18 protein-coding genes are annotated in these 15516 nt (G+C 62.6%); 5 read left to right on the top strand and 13 right to left on the bottom strand.

Going from position 1 to position 15516, the window contains the following annotated elements; all coding sequences use genetic code 11:
- The 6 genes from AC16XC_RS03815 to AC16XC_RS03790 form a co-directional block, all read right to left on the bottom strand.
- On the bottom strand, positions 1 to 563 hold a 563-nt coding region (locus AC16XC_RS03815), incomplete at its 3' end, for an alpha/beta hydrolase family protein (protein ID WP_484033313.1).
- A 4-nt stretch (positions 564 to 567) separates the two neighbouring features.
- Positions 568 to 1470 (bottom strand): VOC family protein, encoded by a 903-nt coding sequence (locus tag AC16XC_RS03810; protein ID WP_484033312.1) that lies wholly within the window; start codon positions 1468 to 1470, stop codon positions 568 to 570.
- Positions 1467 to 2465 (bottom strand): Rieske 2Fe-2S domain-containing protein, encoded by a 999-nt coding sequence (locus AC16XC_RS03805; RefSeq protein WP_484033311.1) that lies wholly within the window; start codon positions 2463 to 2465, stop codon positions 1467 to 1469. Before AC16XC_RS03805 ends, AC16XC_RS03810 begins: the two co-directional genes overlap by 4 nt.
- A 49-nt stretch (positions 2466 to 2514) precedes the next feature.
- A complete protein-coding gene (locus AC16XC_RS03800; protein WP_484033310.1) occupies positions 2515 to 3621 on the bottom strand; it encodes an FAD-dependent oxidoreductase in 1107 nt (368 codons plus the stop codon).
- 1 nt (position 3622) lies between these two features.
- Entirely contained in the window at positions 3623 to 3982 is a 360-nt protein-coding gene (locus AC16XC_RS03795; RefSeq protein ID WP_484033309.1) for a hypothetical protein, read from the bottom strand.
- Between the two features lie 29 nt (positions 3983 to 4011).
- A complete protein-coding gene (locus AC16XC_RS03790; protein ID WP_484033308.1) occupies positions 4012 to 6501 on the bottom strand; it encodes a TonB-dependent receptor in 2490 nt (829 codons plus the stop codon).
- Between the two features lie 116 nt (positions 6502 to 6617).
- On the opposite strand from AC16XC_RS03790, the gene AC16XC_RS03785 reads away from it, so the two are divergent.
- Entirely contained in the window at positions 6618 to 7517 is a 900-nt protein-coding gene (locus AC16XC_RS03785; RefSeq protein WP_484033307.1) for a LysR family transcriptional regulator, read from the top strand.
- A 43-nt stretch (positions 7518 to 7560) separates the two neighbouring features.
- Here the strand turns inward: AC16XC_RS03785 and AC16XC_RS03780 are convergent, their stop codons facing one another.
- From AC16XC_RS03780 to AC16XC_RS03770, 3 genes are read right to left on the bottom strand one after another with little or no spacing between them, the layout of a single operon-like run.
- Positions 7561 to 9168, bottom strand: a complete 1608-nt coding sequence (locus tag AC16XC_RS03780; protein ID WP_484033306.1) for an MBL fold metallo-hydrolase — start codon at positions 9166 to 9168, stop codon at positions 7561 to 7563.
- 42 nt (positions 9169 to 9210) lie between these two features.
- Entirely contained in the window at positions 9211 to 9378 is a 168-nt protein-coding gene (locus AC16XC_RS03775) for a hypothetical protein (protein ID WP_484033305.1), read from the bottom strand.
- Positions 9379 to 9390: 12 nt separating this feature from the next.
- The gene (locus AC16XC_RS03770) at positions 9391 to 9837 is read right to left on the bottom strand and encodes a CBS domain-containing protein (RefSeq protein ID WP_484033304.1); all 447 of its coding nucleotides are present in this window, start codon (positions 9835 to 9837) and stop codon (positions 9391 to 9393) included.
- 193 nt (positions 9838 to 10030) lie between these two features.
- Here AC16XC_RS03770 and AC16XC_RS03765 point away from each other — a divergent pair, with 193 nt between their 5' ends.
- Positions 10031 to 10618, top strand: a complete 588-nt coding sequence (locus AC16XC_RS03765; RefSeq protein ID WP_484033303.1) for a CC0125/CC1285 family lipoprotein — start codon at positions 10031 to 10033, stop codon at positions 10616 to 10618.
- Positions 10619 to 10772: 154 nt separating this feature from the next.
- Here the strand turns inward: AC16XC_RS03765 and AC16XC_RS03760 are convergent, their stop codons facing one another.
- The 3 genes from AC16XC_RS03760 to AC16XC_RS03750 form a co-directional block, all read right to left on the bottom strand.
- Complete coding sequence (locus AC16XC_RS03760) at positions 10773 to 10931, bottom strand: hypothetical protein (RefSeq protein ID WP_484033302.1); 159 nt, start codon at positions 10929 to 10931, stop codon at positions 10773 to 10775.
- Between the two features lie 41 nt (positions 10932 to 10972).
- Entirely contained in the window at positions 10973 to 11428 is a 456-nt protein-coding gene (locus AC16XC_RS03755) for a DUF2267 domain-containing protein (protein ID WP_484033301.1), read from the bottom strand.
- Positions 11429 to 11702: 274 nt separating this feature from the next.
- Positions 11703 to 12209, bottom strand: coding sequence for an Hsp20/alpha crystallin family protein (locus tag AC16XC_RS03750; RefSeq protein ID WP_484033300.1), 507 nt, complete (start codon positions 12207 to 12209; stop codon positions 11703 to 11705).
- A 199-nt stretch (positions 12210 to 12408) separates the two neighbouring features.
- On the opposite strand from AC16XC_RS03750, the gene AC16XC_RS03745 reads away from it, so the two are divergent.
- On the top strand, positions 12409 to 13530 hold the full coding sequence (locus AC16XC_RS03745; protein WP_484033299.1) for a sensor histidine kinase: 1122 nt from the start codon (positions 12409 to 12411) through the stop codon (positions 13528 to 13530).
- Positions 13527 to 14141: a response regulator transcription factor gene (locus tag AC16XC_RS03740; protein ID WP_484033298.1), complete on the top strand. Its 615-nt coding sequence runs from the start codon at positions 13527 to 13529 to the stop codon at positions 14139 to 14141. The genes AC16XC_RS03745 and AC16XC_RS03740 overlap by 4 nt, the downstream gene beginning before the upstream one ends.
- A 15-nt stretch (positions 14142 to 14156) precedes the next feature.
- Here the strand turns inward: AC16XC_RS03740 and AC16XC_RS03735 are convergent, their stop codons facing one another.
- Complete coding sequence (locus AC16XC_RS03735; protein ID WP_484033297.1) at positions 14157 to 14423, bottom strand: hypothetical protein; 267 nt, start codon at positions 14421 to 14423, stop codon at positions 14157 to 14159.
- Between the two features lie 252 nt (positions 14424 to 14675).
- On the opposite strand from AC16XC_RS03735, the gene AC16XC_RS03730 reads away from it, so the two are divergent.
- Entirely contained in the window at positions 14676 to 15488 is an 813-nt protein-coding gene (locus tag AC16XC_RS03730; RefSeq protein WP_484033296.1) for a universal stress protein, read from the top strand.
- The last annotated feature ends 28 nt before the right edge of the window (positions 15489 to 15516 follow it).

Here is a 15516-nt window from a genome sequence, read left to right as displayed (position 1 = left end):
CCCGGCTGGTCGACGCTGAGGCAGGAAATGCCGCGCCTTGCGAGCGCTTCGGGCAGGCGCGACCAGTAGAGCAGTTCCTTGCAGCTATCGAGCCCGTTGCAATAGACGACAACCGGATGCGGCCCCTCTCCGGGCGCGCGGGTGTAGAGCGCCGGCATGGTTCCGCTGGCCAGGGCAATCTCCACCCGCTCGCGATTGAGCCTGCCGAGGCGCGTCGAGCGTTCGAAAATCTCCAGCGCCCTTCGGTAGGTTTCCATCCGGCCTTCCGAGCCATGTGCCTGCATCCGCTCGGCGACCAGCAGGTAGAGCGCCGCGCGTTCGAGCTTGTCGGAGGCGGAAAATCCGCGACCCTTCTCCTCGTCCTCGCCGGCAAGCTCGATCAGCGTATCGGCCTGTTTGACCCATTGGCGCATGAAGTCCGGCGTCCCGGCATCGCCGCTCTCCGCTGCCTCGCGGATCGGCTCGCACATGTCGACGATCTCGCCGATCCTGGCCCCGCTCTCGAGCGCCATCGCGACCGAAAGGTTCCAGATATAGTTGGGAAAATATTCGAACAGCGCCATGGGGTCAGACTTCCGCCGGCTGGAACAGCCTGGGGTCGGGCGCGGCATGCGGCATGGTCTGCGGCCCGCCGATGCCGACTCCCCACTGGTCCATGATCCTTGGCGCGGGCTCGTAGACAGTAGGTTCGAAGCTTTCGAAATCGACTTCTTCAAGCTCGGCGGTGTATTCGACCGCGAAGCCGTTCGGCGTGACGAAATAGCTGAATGTGTTGTCGCCCGCCGTGTGCCTGCCGGGACCCCAGCGAATATCGACATCCTGCTGCTTGAGGCGCGAGATGCCGCGCATCATCCCGTCGACCCCGACCATGTCGTAGGCGACATGGTTGAGGCAGGGCGGCCCCGGCAACAGCGCGATCCGGTGGTGCGCCGAATTGCAGCGCAGGAAGCACATGAAATCGCCGAGCCAGTCGGAGACCTTGAAGCCGAGCACGTCGCAGAAGAACGCCACCAGCGCCTTGTGGTCGGGCGAGTGGAGCACGATGTGGCTGATCCGCACCGGAATGCCTTCCCAGCGCTCGATCGGCCGGGACTCCGCCCGCGCGACATCGGCGCTGATCTCGAACGGCAGGCCGTCGGGCGAGAAGAAGCGGAAGCCATAGCCGCCGCCTGGCGAGTCGAGTTCGCGGGGCTCGTGGACGATCCTGCACCCCGCCGCTGCCACCTTGCCGTGCAAGGCATCGACATCGGCCTTGCTGTCGGCGGCGAGCGCAATCACCTCGACGGTGTTGGCGTCGCTCTTGTGCAGCCGGACGACGTGGTGCTCCACAGCGCCCAGCGTCTTGAACCATGCGATATCCGGTTCGGCTTCGACTTCGGCCAGGCCCCAATTGTCGGCATAGAATGCGCGCTCGGCGTCGAAGTTCTCGACCCCGTATCCGACATAGCGAATTTCGGTCACACGGCTCATTGCTGCGTCTCTTCCTGCTTGAGTTTCTGGATCAGTCGGCGGGCGCGAGTGCCGCCTGCATCGACACCGAGGGAAAGGGGCTTGCTGTCCCAGAAGTCCCTTCCATCGAGATTGGCATAGGCCGCCTCGATGATCGGCTTGTCTTCGACCTCGAATGCCTGGCGAAAGAGCTCGGTCAAGAATGCGTCCAACTCTTCGTTGTCGATCTCGTGGTGGCGAGCATTTGCAGTGAAATAGTGCGAGGTCGTCTCCGTCTCCGGGGTAACGATATGCGCCTGCCCGCCAACCTCGTAGCCTTCTTCACGGGCCGCACCGGGAAGGGTCGCGCCGATGTCCAGTTTCATGCTGGCCGGCGCATTCCAGCGCATCTCCAGCCAATGATCGGTCAACTGCCCCTCCTGATACGGAGGACGACAGGCAGACGGCGCTGGCACGTTCGGCATCCACCAATCCGAATGGAGCGTCTCGCCGTCCAGCCTGACCGTGTGCTTGCCAGCGAAAATTACGCCGTCCCCCGCGAAGGTGCCGCGATGGACGAATTCGATATGGCTCAGGTCGAGCAAATTATCCGTACAATACTCGTATGGCGCCATGACATGGGTGTAGCCCCTTAACACCTTGCGCCCCGGCACATCCCGAACCACCGAAAAATCCGGGATCATGGCCTCTTCCGCATGTTCGGGATTCCCTCCCCACATCCAGACGATTCCGTCACGCTCGACGCATTTCCAACTCCGGAGACGTGCTGCGGCGGGGATCTTGTCCGCGAACGGGTTGCGCACACATGCGCCCTGCCCGTCGAATGTCAGCCCGTGATAGGGACACACGACCGTATCCCCATCCCGCTCACCCAGGGAAAGCGGCGCAAACCGATGCGGACAGCGGTCGAGCACAGCGGCAACCGAGCCATCTGTGCGGCGAAAGAGCAGGACCGGCTCCCCCAGCAATTTGCGCCGGAAGAGGGCCTCGCCGATCTCGTCGCTCCAGGCGGCCATGTACCAGGCGCTTTCGAGGAAGGGTTTCGCGTCTTTCATCGGATCATCCTCAGATAGGCTGCGAGACGATCTTGAACATTTCGGCGGTCGCCTTGGCATTGTCGACCGGTGGACCCTTGCCCAGCTGGCCCATGCAAATGGCGTGCGACTTGTCGACGATATAGGCACAGCGTTCGTAGCGGCGATCGCGATAGGCCCTGAACGCCGCTTCCGGCGTGTCGTGGCTCGCGATTTCCTCGGCCAGCACGATCGAGTCCTCGATCGCCATCCCCGCGCCCTGCCCGAGATGCGGGGTCGTGGCGTGCACGGCATCGCCCAATAGCACCACGCGTCCCTTGTGCCAGTCGCTCCGGACGATCAGGCCCTCAAGCGGACGATAGACCACCGCCTTATCGTCGGTGATGTGCTGGGCCAGTTCGGACAGCGGAGCGGGGACTTTCGACCGCATGATCCCGGCCAGTCCTTCACTCGCATAGCGCGGATTTCCCGGCTCGGGCGTGGTCAGGTAGATATACATCAGCCTTTCGCTGATCGGGACGAGGCCTGCCCCGATCGGGCCATTATAGACATGCAGGGCATCGAGGCCCTCGGTGCGCGGCAAGTTGTAACGCCACACCGATTGCCCGGTGAATTGGGCTCCCTCAAGTTCGGGAAAGATCATGCCGCGGGTCTGCGAATGGACGCCGTCGGCACCGATGGCGAGATCGAAACGCCGGGCGCTCCCGTCGGAAAAGGTCACGTTCACGCCTTCCCCGTCATCGTCGAGGCGGTCGGCGGTAAGGCCGAGACGGATGTCCGCGCCAGACGCGACTGCCCGGTCCGCCAACACCTTCTGCAACGCCGGACGGCCGATCCCGACATTGGCCGGGCAGCCTTCGACCAGCCGCGGCGACGGCACGGTCGCGACCAGCGTCCCGTCTGGCGCGTGGACCGCAACCGCGTCGAATCCGACCGAGGCCGAGAGGTAGTCGTCGAGCAGGCCAAGCTGCTTCATCGCACGCAGCACGTTGCCCTGCTGGATGATCCCGACGCCGTAGACCGACCAGGCGGGATCCTTTTCGATAACGGTCACGTCATGACCGTCGCGCCGCAAGGCGATGGCCGAGGTAAGCCCGCCGATCCCGCCCCCGATTATGAGAATGTTCAAGCCTCGCATCTCAGAACTCGTCCATGTCATTGGCGATGATAACCGGCCCTCTATAGAGGGCCGAGACCGTCCCGTGATACTCCAAATGTCGCGGGTCGTCGGAATCGTAGCCTTCGAAATGGGTGATGACCACCGCCCCGACATCGGCGTCGCGCGCCAGCTGCCCCGAAACGCCATCGCCTGCATCGACGAGGTAATACTTACCCCCGTGAACCAGCAAATTGGCCGGCTGGCTGCGTACCGCACTCGGCAAGGGACCAGCATGCGTTCCCAGCGTCACCCAGGAAGAATGCGCGTTATCGCTCGCCCCCGCTTGCGCCAGGGACGGCGCGGGCGCGGCGCATAGCAAGAGCGCGGCCAGGGCAGTCAAGGCAAGCGAACGAAGCAACAACCGACCGATCAGAAATCGTAGGCGATGCGCACGCCATAGGTGCGTGGCGGCTCGTAGGCCGAAGCCGACACGTTGCCTGCTCCCACCTGGTAGATCGACGGAATCGTCTCATTGCCCAGATTGCGAATGAAGGCGGTAATGGAAACGTCGATTCCATCCGGAACGAAGGTCAGCGAGGCATCGACCGTCCAGTCGTCCCCACTGTTGCCGGCTGGAAGATAGTTGAAGCTGATCATCCGGTCGCTGCGATAGCGTGCGTCAACCGCGGCCGTCAGCTCGCCGAACCCGAGGCCTAGTGTTTGTTCGATACCGGCGTTCAGCGACCATTCTGGCGCATAGAGGGCCCTCATGCCCGAGCAATCGATGTCGAACGAACGGACCGGGTCAATCACTTGCGTGTACGCGCATCCGGTGATCGGGGTCAGGAAATTGGGGGGATCGGTGTCGTCGGACAGGTCGACCTGATTGTAGGCAAAGGAATCGTACTTCGCATCGAGGTACTGCACGCCGCCGTGGACCATCGTCGTCTCGGTCGCCAGGAACTGGAAATCGAGCTCGACGCCCTTGACCGAGGACTTGCCGACATTGCGGGTGTAGAACGAGTTGTTCCCGTTTGCATCGATACCGAGCGCAGCGAGCTGCTGTCCGCGGTACTTCCAGTAGAACGCTTCGAGGTTCAGCTGCAGGCGATTGTCGAGGAAGCTGTTCTTCGAACCGATCGTCCACGCGTCGATGAACTCGGGAGCGTACTCCTCCTGTCCGAAGGTGACGTTGAAGCCGCCCGCGCGGAAGCCGGTCTCGAAACTGGCATAGAGCAGATTGTCGGGGGTCACGTCGAATTCGAGCGCCGCGCGCCAGGTCACTTCCTGATCGCCGGCCGAACGATCGATGAACGTCGGTGTAATCACCAGCAGCGCCTGCGGGCCCATCATCCCGAACGGGCCATAAGGAAACGCGCCGTATGGCACCGGCCCATCGAGCGGGCTGCCGGCCGGAAACAGTGAGGGATCGAGGGCCTCCAGCGAATCCGTCAGGGTCAGCCCGACTGGGATAGTCGGAACCTGCGGACAACTCGGCGGTCCGAAGGGGGGTTCGATCAGGCAGACACCGGCTGTCGATGTCGCCTGCGCATCGATTGTCCGGCTTTCATCGGTATAGCGGATGCCGCCGACCAGGCGGAGGTCGTCGGTCACGTGGAAGGTCGCGCGACCGAAGACCGCGAACGAACTGGTGGACGAATCGAAACTGTTATGGGTGACGGTCGAGAACTGGTTGAACGAGTTCACGCCCTTGACGTTTTCGTCGAACCAATAGCCGCCGAGGATCCAGTCGACCGGTCCCTCGCTGCCCGAAAGGCGCGCTTCGACACTGTACTGCTTCGCTACGTCCTCGTTGATCGCGCCCTTGAACGGGGGGCCGTTGAAGAGATTGTCCAACGCCGAGCGACGATAGGCCGGGATTACCACCAGATCGACACCGCCGAGGTCGAAGTTAAGCTCGGCATTGACGCCGAAATACTCGTCGTCGCGATTGGGATAGGAATATCCGGTCAGCGGCGAGAACAAGGGCGCAGCGGTGGCAACGCCTTCGATGAAGCCCAGCGTTTGTGGTGCGTGCAGCCCAGTAAACGGTGCTGCGACATTCGGCGGCGACGGGATGTAGGTCCAGTTCCCAATCGTCGCTGCGGGACTGAACGGCGTGAATACATAGACGCCATTGACGTTGAGGCCCGGTCCGGTTCCCTTCTGGGTCGAGTAGTCGGCCGAGATCCGGACATCGACCGCATCGGAAATTTCGGCCTTTATCTGTCCGCGCAGCGCCAGGTCGTCGGCCGATCCGGTTCCGTCGGAGAAAAAGCCGTCGCGTTCGCTTTGCGACACGGCCAGGCGAATGGCGGCCTGCTCGCCCACCGGGACGTTGAGGACGCCGGTCAGCTGGTAGGCGTCGTAATTCCCGTATTGCCCGCTGATCGAGCCCTCGAAGACGTCGAGCTTCGGGGCGTTGGGAATCACGTTGATCGCGCCGCCGGTCGCGTTGCGGCCGTAAAGCGTGCCCTGCGGTCCCTTGAGCACTTCGACCCGGTTGACGTCGAGGAACGAGGCGATGGTCGACGACGGGCGACCTATATAGACACCGTCGATGTTGAAGGCGACCGCCGGGCTCGTGTAGCCGTTGTTGGTGAAATTGCCGACGCCGCGCACGAAATAGCCTGCATTGGCGCCGCCGCCGGTGGTCACATACAGGGCCGGGGCAATCTTGTTCAGCCCGGTGGAATCGACCACGCCGAGATTGACCAGTTCGTCGCCCGAGGCCGCGTTGATCGCGATCGCCGCGTCCTGGAGCGATTCCTCTTTCTTCTGTGCGGTGACGACGATCGGCGTGATGCCGACAGAGCCGCGTGCCTGTTCGGACGTCTGCTCTTGATCGTCTTGAGCGTATGCAGGCTGGGTTGCGAGAGCGAATACGATTGCCGAACCGGCGAGGAGGGCCTTCCTCATGACATGTCTCCCTGAGCGGCCCTTACCTCCAGGCCTGGAGAACCCAATCCCATGAGACATTTAATCAGTCCAATTTTTTGTTTTTGTTATTTTGCATAAATGTTATTTGTTAATTCATGCGCTTGGACAATTTCGACCTGAACCTTCTCGTGGCCCTCGAGATGCTCCTTTCGGAACGCAGCGTGACCCGCGCGGCGGAACGACTCAATATCACCCAGGCTGCGATGAGCGCTGCCCTGAAGCGATTGCGCGAGGCGCTCCAGGACGAGCTGTTCGTCCAGCACGGCAAGAAGATGGTTCCCACCCAGCGGGCGCTGGCGCTTGAGGCGGAAGTCGGGTCGACACTTCTCCACCTCAGAGGACTGATCGCGGCGGGAACCGGGTTCGAACCCGCAACCTCCAAGCGCCTGTTTCGGGTCAGCGCTTCCGATTACATCACGACCGTCCTGCTTGCGCCTCTAATCCAGGAACTGGAACGCGAAGCCCCAAACGTTCGTTTCGATCTGTCGCTTCCCAATGTTGAAAGTATGCGCCGTCTCGACGCTGGAGAAATCGACCTGCAGGTCTCACCCGATGTATTCCTCGAGAGCGAGCACCCCAACGAGCTCCTGTTCGAGGAGGATCACGTTATCGTCGGGTGGGAGAAGAATCCGATTTTCAGGTCGCCGATTACAGAGGAAGCCTATCTTGAAAGCGGCCAGGTAGCGGTGCGGGTATTCGATCGGCATACCTTCATCGAGAACATCCTCGAGACGAAGTTTCCCGATCGGAAGATCGAGGTGATCGCCCAATCCTTCGTCCAGGCCCCCTGGCTGGTACGCGGATCCATGCGTCTCTCGGTCATGTATCGTCGACTGGCAAACGCGACTGCGCCGATCCTCGGGTTGAGGATTGCCGAGGCCCCCTTCGAACTTCCGGTAATGAAGCAGGTCATGCAGTACCACTCAACCCGTGCGCAGGACGCCGGACTTATCTGGCTCAAGGACAGGCTGCGCTGCTATGCGAGCAGCCTCTGAAGCTGCTGGCGGCAGCGCGCCGGCGCCCGGGCATGGCGCAGTCCTAGCGCTGCCTCTTGCCGCCCTTTGCCGCTTTGTGTTCGGCATAGGAATCGAGCACATTGCGCATCTGCTCAATGGCCTTTCTGCGCTGGCGATCGTCATGTATTTCCGCAAGCCGGGCCTTGAGCGAGGTGGCGAAAGCGGCATATTCATTCTGCCAATCGCGCCCGGTTGCCTGGGCGATGTCGCTTCTGCCAGTTGCGGTGCGTTTCGCGGCTTTGCCCCGCTCGAGCGCATAACATTCCCCAATCCGAGGCAACCGGACCGACAGCGACGGATCGCGGCTCTGCAATTCCCGACGCAGCGACTCCGCCGCCTCCGGCTCGCCGTGATCAAGGAACAGGCTCCCGGTTATCGGCGAACGGTCCATTATCCACTCGATCAATTCGTTTCGGTCGGCGTGCGCCGAATAGGAATCGATCCGCCGGATCTGAGCTCTCACCTTAACGTCCACACCGGAAATCCGGACCGTCTCGGCCCCCTCCAGGATCACCCGGCCGAGCGTGCCCTGCGCCTGGAAGCCGACGAACAGCACGGTCGAATCCCGCCGGTGAAGGTTGTGAGCCAGATGGTGGCGGATGCGCCCGGCCTCGCACATGCCCGATGCCGCAATGATGATCGCGCCAGAGATTGCATTGAGCCGGATGGATTCGCTCACCTCGCTCACGAAATGGAAGCTGGGATGGTCGAAGACATTGCGCCCGCCAGTGTCTTCGAGCTCGGACGCATAGCGGGCGAACACGCCGGTCGTACGATTCGCCAGCGGTGAATCGACGAACACCCGCGCATCGCGCAACTCGCCGGCCGAGAGCAGGTGGCCGAGATCGAGCAGCAGTTCCTGCGTCCGCTCGAGCGCGAAAGCCGGGATTACCAGGTTTCCACCCCGCGTCATCGCCGCCTCGACTTCCGCCTGGAGCAGCCTGCGCCGTTCCTCGATCGTCACCTTATCGCGCTCCCGGTCGCCATAGGTGGACTCGCAAATCGCGTGATCGAACCCTGATGGTCCCTCCGGATCGAGCTGGAACGCCTTGTTCTCCGGCCCGATATCGCCCGAACAGATCACCCGCACCCCAGCGCAATCGAGCTCGACCGAGGCCGAGCCGAGACTATGCCCGGCGTTCCACAGCCGCGCGCGAAAGCCCGGCGCGGGCTCGAACCACTGTTCCAGCCCGACTGGCCGGCACAGGCGCCAGGCGTCGAGCGCATCCTGCGCGGTGTAGATCGGTTCGAACGGCTCTTCTCCCGCGCGGTCGCGGCGCCGGTTGCGCCGCTCAGCCTCGGTCTCCTGGATCCGCCCGGCATCGGCGAGCATGAATTCGAGCAGGTCGGCAGTCGCCCCGGTGCACCAGACCCGTCCCCCGAAACCTTGCGCGGCAAGCTTGGGCAGCAGCCCGCTATGATCGATATGGGCATGGGTCAGCACCACGGCATCGAGCTTGCGCGGATCGAAGGCGAAATCCTCGAGGTTCAGCCGTTCGAGCGAACGCGAGCCCTGGAACAGCCCGCAATCGACCAGCAACCTATGTCCGGCATGGGCAAATTCCATGCACGATCCGGTGACGGTCTGTGCCGCGCCATGGAAGGTCAGCTTGAGCGGATTATCGGGCATAGGACTCCCCTGCCGCGCCTGGCGCTCCCCATCAAGCGCAACCTAGTCGGACGGAAGTTCTTCCGGCCCGCGATCGGGCTCGTCGAAGTCGGGATCGGGCGGCTCCGTCTCGGGCGACGGCGGAGCAAAGGGTTCCGGCACCGGAGGCACCGTCTCCGGAGGGGCCGCAGGTTCGATCCGGTCCGGATCCGCCGGAGGAACGCTCGCCATCGGCCGAGACTCTCAGGCCGCGCGAGGCCGCTGGGAATGAAGCCCCGCCGGACGGCAGATGTCGCGCAGCGCCTCGGTCACTTCCTCTTCGTCGTCGTCCTTCTTCGCAAGGTCACCGATCGAGACCATACCGACCAGTTCTCCCGCCTCCGAGCAGACCGGCAAGCGGCGCACCTGCTGGCGAGCCATTATCCTCAGGGCATCGTCGAGATCGTCACTCTCGAGACAAGTGTGGACGTCCGCCGACATGACCTGCATGATCGGAGAGCCTGAATGGAGGCCGCCCACAAGACCGCGCACGGCAAGGTCGCGATCGGTTACGATCCCAACCAGTTCTCCGTCGTCCACGACTGGCAGCACCCCGATATCGAATTCGCCCATCATGCGCGCCGCCTCGGCGATACCGGCGGTCGACTCGATCGAGTGCACATTCGGGCTCATTACTTGGGAAATTCTCATGGTCACCTCCATCGACAGAAGCTTGGTTTGGACACCGTTCCTGGGCCCCCCGAAATACGGATACCTACTGAACCGGCTACCGCAGACCGCATTACGGGAGTCTCCGTATTCGCGGACCAAGGGCAGGTTGCCAAAGATGGGCATCGGCCACGCGCGCGCGGCTCCGCGACGCGAACCAGGCAAGGAGAGATGCATGGCCAATCGAGTTCCCCCAGCTTCCAAACTGCGCCGGAGGCTCGCCGCGATCGGCCTTGCCGCCGCGATTGCGCTCGCCGGCTGTGCAACCCCAACTCCGTATCAGCCGCTCGGGGCTTCCTCTTCAAGCGCCAGGGGCGGCTATTCCGAAGCGATGCTCGGCCCCGACCATTGGCGCGTGAATTTCGCCGGCAACATGCTGACCTCGCGCGAGACAGTCGAGGGCTATCTTCTTTACCGCGCGGCCGAGCTTACGCTCGAACAGGGCAACGACTGGTTCAGGATCGTCTACCGCGGGCTGGAGCACGAAGTGCGCGAGGAAGTGCGACGCGATCCGCTCTATCGTCCGTGGTGGGGCTATGACGGTTGGAGACCATACTGGCACTACTACGACCGTCCGTTTGGTTGGCGCCATTGGTACCCTCTCGATGACGATCCGTTCTTCGACACACGAACGGTAGAAAGTTTTGAAGCCAGCGCGGAGATCGTGATGTATGAGGGGCAACGCCCGTCAGGCAATGGCAATGTCTTCGACGCGCGCGAGGTGATCGAACGGCTCGGTCCGACCGTCACGCGCCCGGAATGAACCATTTTCAGGCCAAAGAAAGAACCGGCAGAACGGCGCGGCTATTGGGACTATTCCCCTCCAGCGCGACGTCAGCCGGTTCTGCCGCCGTGGCAGTCAGGGATCCGTGATTCGGCAGATCGACTTGCACCTCGGGGCCATCGGGCGCGGTGGTCTATTCGCTGGTGGGGAGCCTCTGAACCCGCTCTCCCTCAGTTTTCACGTCCTTGGACGGCGGGAAAAATATCACTGTCATAAGAGCAATGATCGCCAGGATCACCAGAATTCCTAGCAGCATTAGTCCAGGCCTGCCGCCTTCGAATTCAAATGCCATTGGTCATACTCCTGCATGTTCCAGATACGTGCTGACCAAAGCTAGCAAGACGATCCTTCACCAATCCGCCCTTCCACACGCCACATCGCGCGGATGCTCTTGGGCAGCGCATGCCGGACCTTGTCGAGCTGGCCTTGCGAGACATGCCGGTCGAGCACCGCAAACACGGCGGCGATCGCATCGTTCGGATCGACCGGACGCGCATCAGAGAGCCAGCGCGCAACATCCTCGACAAATTCCTCACCGCCGGCATTTTCAAGAGGTTGTTTGGAAGGCTCGTACAGGTCGTAATAGGCTCCGCGGATGAGCAGCGGCAGCTGTGCGCCGAGATGGGCCGCGAGATCGGGCTGAAGCCGGTCGCGCAGCTTGTGAAGCACGGTCGAGAGAACCTTCCAGGCAAGCTGGCGGTCGGGCCCGATCCGCTCGGAAATGCCTTCAAGCCAGAGATTGGTCGTATGGATTGTCTTGTCGAAGACGTCGAGCCCGGTTGCGCTCATGTCGACCTCCCATGATTGAGTGTCCAATTTACCAGATTTGGCAGGTCCGGCGTTCCTGCGCATTAGGGAATGTCCCGGAGCGCAACTTACGATAGGCAACCCTTCAATCGGCTTGCCCTGCCGGACAAGAAGGATGGGCCGTTCCGGGATCGGCGGAACGGCCCTGACGGTAGAGCCCGGTCTTTCGAGTACTTCCACTGGCTCTAGTCGCCGTCCGCCCAGCTGCTTGAGGGTGGGGACGGGTGCCGCTTTGGCGGACGGCGATCCGGTCAGCCTACTTCGCGCCCTTGATCTCGATCTTGCGGCGCTCGGGCGCTGCCTTCTTGTCGCGCGCGATGGCGATCTTGAGCACGCCGTCGGAGGCCTTCGCCTCGATCTTGTCGAGATCGGCATCGCGCGGCAGCGCGATGCGCCGTTCGAACGCACCGTAGCTGCGCTCCGAGCGGACGCAGTCGCGCTCCTTCTCTTCGCGCTCTTCTTTCTTCTCACCCTTGATCACGAGCAAGCCCTTCTCGGCCTCGACCTCGATCTCGTTAGCCGGAATGCCGGGCACCTCGACGCTGATCTTATAGGCCTTGTCGGTCTCGGTCATCTCGACCGCCGGGGTGGGCAGCAGCGCCGAAAGGCGCGAAGGAAAGCGCGCCGACGCCGGCCAGCGCATGGGGAAATCGTCGAACAACCGGTCGACCTCGTCGCGCAGGCGAGTGATCGGTTCCATGAATTGCTCCACCAAGCTCGTTTCCTGCCGCGGCGTCGTATCTTTCAGCATCAGATCGGACATTGCGTTTCTCCTGAGTCTCTTGGCTTCGATGCGAATGAATTACGCTTGGCCCAGGGCAGCTCTGATACGCAAACCTCCGTAGATGCCCCGGGGGACACTCATGCTCCTTCACTTCTTTACAGTGAAAGTCGTAGTCGCGTAGGCTTCAAGAATTGGTGGTACCTGGATGGGACTTCGCGGTTCAACTTCCGATGGGACATTGGCTGCCTTTGGCGGCGTCGAGGACCTGCACGCGCTGATCGACACCGTGCCCGACGCGATGGTCGTGATCGACGAACGCGGCCGGATCCTCTCCTTCAGCAAGGGCGCCGAACGCATGTTCGGCTATAGCGAAAGCGAAGTCATGGGCGAGAATGTCAGCATGTTGATGCCCTCGCCCGACCGCGAACAGCATGATGGATACTTGCGGCATTATCGCGATACTGGAGAGAGGCGGATCATCGGCATCGGCCGTGTAACCACGGCGCGCAGGCGCAACGGAGAGACGTTCCCGATCGATCTGGCGGTGGGCGAAGTGACTTTGGAAGTTGCGAAGGTGTTCGCAGGCTTCATCCGCGACCTCACCGACAGTCGAGAAACCGAACGTATGCTGCACAACCTCCAGGGTGAGTTGGCGCATGCCTCGCGGATCACCTCGATGGGCACGCTCGCCACCTCGATCGCACACGAGCTCAACCAGCCGCTGACCGCAGTCGCCAATTATACCCAGGCTGCACGCGACCTGCTGGCCGATCCGACGCCGGATAACCTCGCAATGGTGCGCGAAGCGCTGGATGAGACCGTGCAGGAGGCGCTTAGAGCGGGCCAGATCGTCCACCGACTACGTGAATTTGTTTCGCGCGGCGAGGCTGCCCGCCAGATTGCCAGCCTCCAGCGGCTCGTGAAGGAAACGACCGCACTGGCGCTGCTCGACGTCAGCGTCCGCAACATCGACTTCGTATCCCGGCTCGATTCCAAATGCGACGCTGTGCTTGTCGATCCGGTGCAGGTGCAACAAGTGCTCCTGAACCTGATGCGCAACGCATTCGATGCGATGGCCGAAGTGCCGGTCAAGCAGCTGGCGATCAGCAGCATGCCGGACAAGGGCGGGATGGTGAGAGTCACCGTGTCGGACAGCGGGCCCGGGATCGGCCCGGAAATTGCCCAACGCCTGTTCCAGCCGTTCGTCAGCACCAAGGATAGCGGCATGGGCCTGGGGCTTTCGATCTGCCACACGATCGTGGCATCGCACGAAGGCAAGATCTGGACTGAACCTTCAGAGCTGGGCGGAACCGCCTTCCATTTCACCCTGCCCTCAGCCGAACTAGAGAGGCAGCCATGAGCGAATTCCCGGTCTATCTGGTTGATGACGACGATTCCGTGCGCCGCTCGGTTGGTTTTTTGCTCAAGACTTCCGGCCTCAAAGTCGAGGCCTTCGCCGATGGCGCCGAATTCCTCAATCAGGCCGGCAAGCTCGACCCCGGGGCGGTGCTGCTCGATATCCGCATGCCCGGGACGGACGGGCTCGAGGTGCAGGGGGAACTCAATGCGCGCGGCGTGACTTTCCCGGTGGTGGTCATGACCGGCCATGGCGATGTCGAGATGGCCGTGCGAGCGATGAAGGCTGGTGCCGTCGATTTTATCGAGAAGCCCTTCAACAAGACGGTGGTGCTCGAAGCGCTCGACGAGGCGTTTGCGCGGCTCGGCCGCAAGGGCAGGGACAGCACTCGCCGCGAAGAGGCGCAGCTGCGCCTCAACGGGTTGACCCCGCGCGAGCGGGAAGTGCTCGAAGGGCTGGTTGTCGGCTATCCCAACAAGACGATCGGCTACGATCTCGGGATCAGCGCCCGCACGGTCGAAATTCACCGCGCCAACCTGATGAAGAAGCTCGAGGTCAACAACCTCTCCGACCTGCTCAGGATAGCGTTCGCTGCGGGGTTGGGAGAGAGCTGAGCCGAAGCTGCAGGATCAGTCGGGGCGCACCGACACGACGCGAAAGGGCCGCCGCACATTATCGAGGCCGACGATCTGCACAATGCCTTCGGGCTCGAGCCTGGCGTGATCGAGATGGCCGCGCAGCGCACTCGATCCGTCGCCATAATCGAGGTTCCATCCAGAAGCATTGGGACTGACAATGCCCGAACGGTCCTGTTGGTCGGGCCAATAGCGCCGGACGAACGCCGCCCTGGGGTTCGCAGTCAGTTCCAGGTTGTCGATTTCACCCGAAGCAGTCAATGGAAGCCGCAGAAGATAAGACCTGCCTGCTGATCCGCGTGGGAATTCTCCGCAGGGCGCCAGTTCGAGCTTCACCAAGTACCAATGCGACAAGACGTGCAGACTCCTTCAAATTAAGTCGATCATTGCGCGGGGATGGCGCGGGCCAAAATAGGGAATGTTACGAAGGACAGACTCAGGAGACATCCGTAGTTACGCCCGCGAGGAGGGCGTTAGGCTGCTTCTTGCTCAGGATAGGGAAAGGGCTTGGCCATGCGTTCGATCTTGCTGCACGTCCACGACGACGACTGCCTCGAGGCACGGCTCCAGGCGGCAATGGGCCTCGCCCGACGTTTCGATGGCCATATCGAATGCGTCCAGCCCATCCCCATCGATTTCGCCGCTCCCGGCGATGTCTACGGAGCGCTGGCGGCCGAGATGATCCCGGTGCTGCGCGAGAATGCACAAGAACTCCAGCGGCGGATCGAGACCCGCCTCGAAGGAGAGGGGGTTGCCTGGGACTGGATCGCCGAACTGGTGCCGGCCGGAGACCTGATACTTACACATGCCGCACTGAGCGACCTAGTCGTGCTCGGCGCCTGCGAGCCCCGTGGCGGCCGGGGTGCTTCGAGCCTCGCCGGACAGGTCGCGATTCATGCGCAGACCCCGGTGCTGGTGGTACCATCCACGGCGCAAGAGATCGATCGAACCGCGCCAGTGCTTGTCGCATGGAACGGCTCGATCGAGGCCTCTCACGCGTTGCGCGCAGCAGTGCCGTTGCTCAAGGAGGCGTCCTCCGTCTTCCTCGTCACGGTCGAGGAAGCACGCGAAGGGCGCGGTTACGATCTTCCGCCCACCGAAGGGGGGCGTTTCCTCTCGCGCCACGGCATCGAATGCGAGCTGGTCGCCCTGCCGCCGCTCGATGGATCGGCCAAAGACGCGTTGCGGCAGGCGGCGCAGGCGCGGAAAGCCGGGCTCGTCGTGATGGGCGCGTATGGACACTCGCGCCTGCGCGAGCTTGTGCTTGGCGGCGTGACCCGCGGCCTGCTCGCCGATCCGCCCGTGCCGCTGTTCCTCTGCCACTGACGACCCGGCCCGTTCCCGGAAAAAATCC

This window comes from Candidatus Andeanibacterium sp. (assembly GCF_057143545.1).
Note: the sequence above shows the minus strand (reverse complement) of the source record. Positions and strands in the feature narration are given on the sequence as shown.

What these genes read in the sequence shown, in the direction of transcription:
- AC16XC_RS03785 (WP_484033307.1), top strand. Translation starts at nt 6,618, where the DNA reads ATGCGCTTGGACAATTTCGACCTGAACCTTCTCGTGGCCCTCGAGATG.
- AC16XC_RS03800 (WP_484033310.1), bottom strand. Translation starts at nt 3,621, where the DNA reads ATGCGAGGCTTGAACATTCTCATAATCGGGGGCGGGATCGGCGGGCTT.
- AC16XC_RS03760 (WP_484033302.1), bottom strand. Translation starts at nt 10,931, where the DNA reads ATGGCATTTGAATTCGAAGGCGGCAGGCCTGGACTAATGCTGCTAGGA.
- AC16XC_RS03765 (WP_484033303.1), top strand. Translation starts at nt 10,031, where the DNA reads ATGGCCAATCGAGTTCCCCCAGCTTCCAAACTGCGCCGGAGGCTCGCC.
- AC16XC_RS03775 (WP_484033305.1), bottom strand. Translation starts at nt 9,378, where the DNA reads ATGGCGAGCGTTCCTCCGGCGGATCCGGACCGGATCGAACCTGCGGCC.
- AC16XC_RS03805 (WP_484033311.1), bottom strand. Translation starts at nt 2,465, where the DNA reads ATGGCCGCCTGGAGCGACGAGATCGGCGAGGCCCTCTTCCGGCGCAAA.
- AC16XC_RS03770 (WP_484033304.1), bottom strand. Translation starts at nt 9,837, where the DNA reads ATGAGAATTTCCCAAGTAATGAGCCCGAATGTGCACTCGATCGAGTCG.
- AC16XC_RS03750 (WP_484033300.1), bottom strand. Translation starts at nt 12,209, where the DNA reads ATGTCCGATCTGATGCTGAAAGATACGACGCCGCGGCAGGAAACGAGC.
- AC16XC_RS03730 (WP_484033296.1), top strand. Translation starts at nt 14,676, where the DNA reads ATGCGTTCGATCTTGCTGCACGTCCACGACGACGACTGCCTCGAGGCA.
- AC16XC_RS03740 (WP_484033298.1), top strand. Translation starts at nt 13,527, where the DNA reads ATGAGCGAATTCCCGGTCTATCTGGTTGATGACGACGATTCCGTGCGC.
- AC16XC_RS03755 (WP_484033301.1), bottom strand. Translation starts at nt 11,428, where the DNA reads ATGAGCGCAACCGGGCTCGACGTCTTCGACAAGACAATCCATACGACC.
- AC16XC_RS03810 (WP_484033312.1), bottom strand. Translation starts at nt 1,470, where the DNA reads ATGAGCCGTGTGACCGAAATTCGCTATGTCGGATACGGGGTCGAGAAC.
- AC16XC_RS03790 (WP_484033308.1), bottom strand. Translation starts at nt 6,501, where the DNA reads ATGAGGAAGGCCCTCCTCGCCGGTTCGGCAATCGTATTCGCTCTCGCA.
- AC16XC_RS03780 (WP_484033306.1), bottom strand. Translation starts at nt 9,168, where the DNA reads ATGCCCGATAATCCGCTCAAGCTGACCTTCCATGGCGCGGCACAGACC.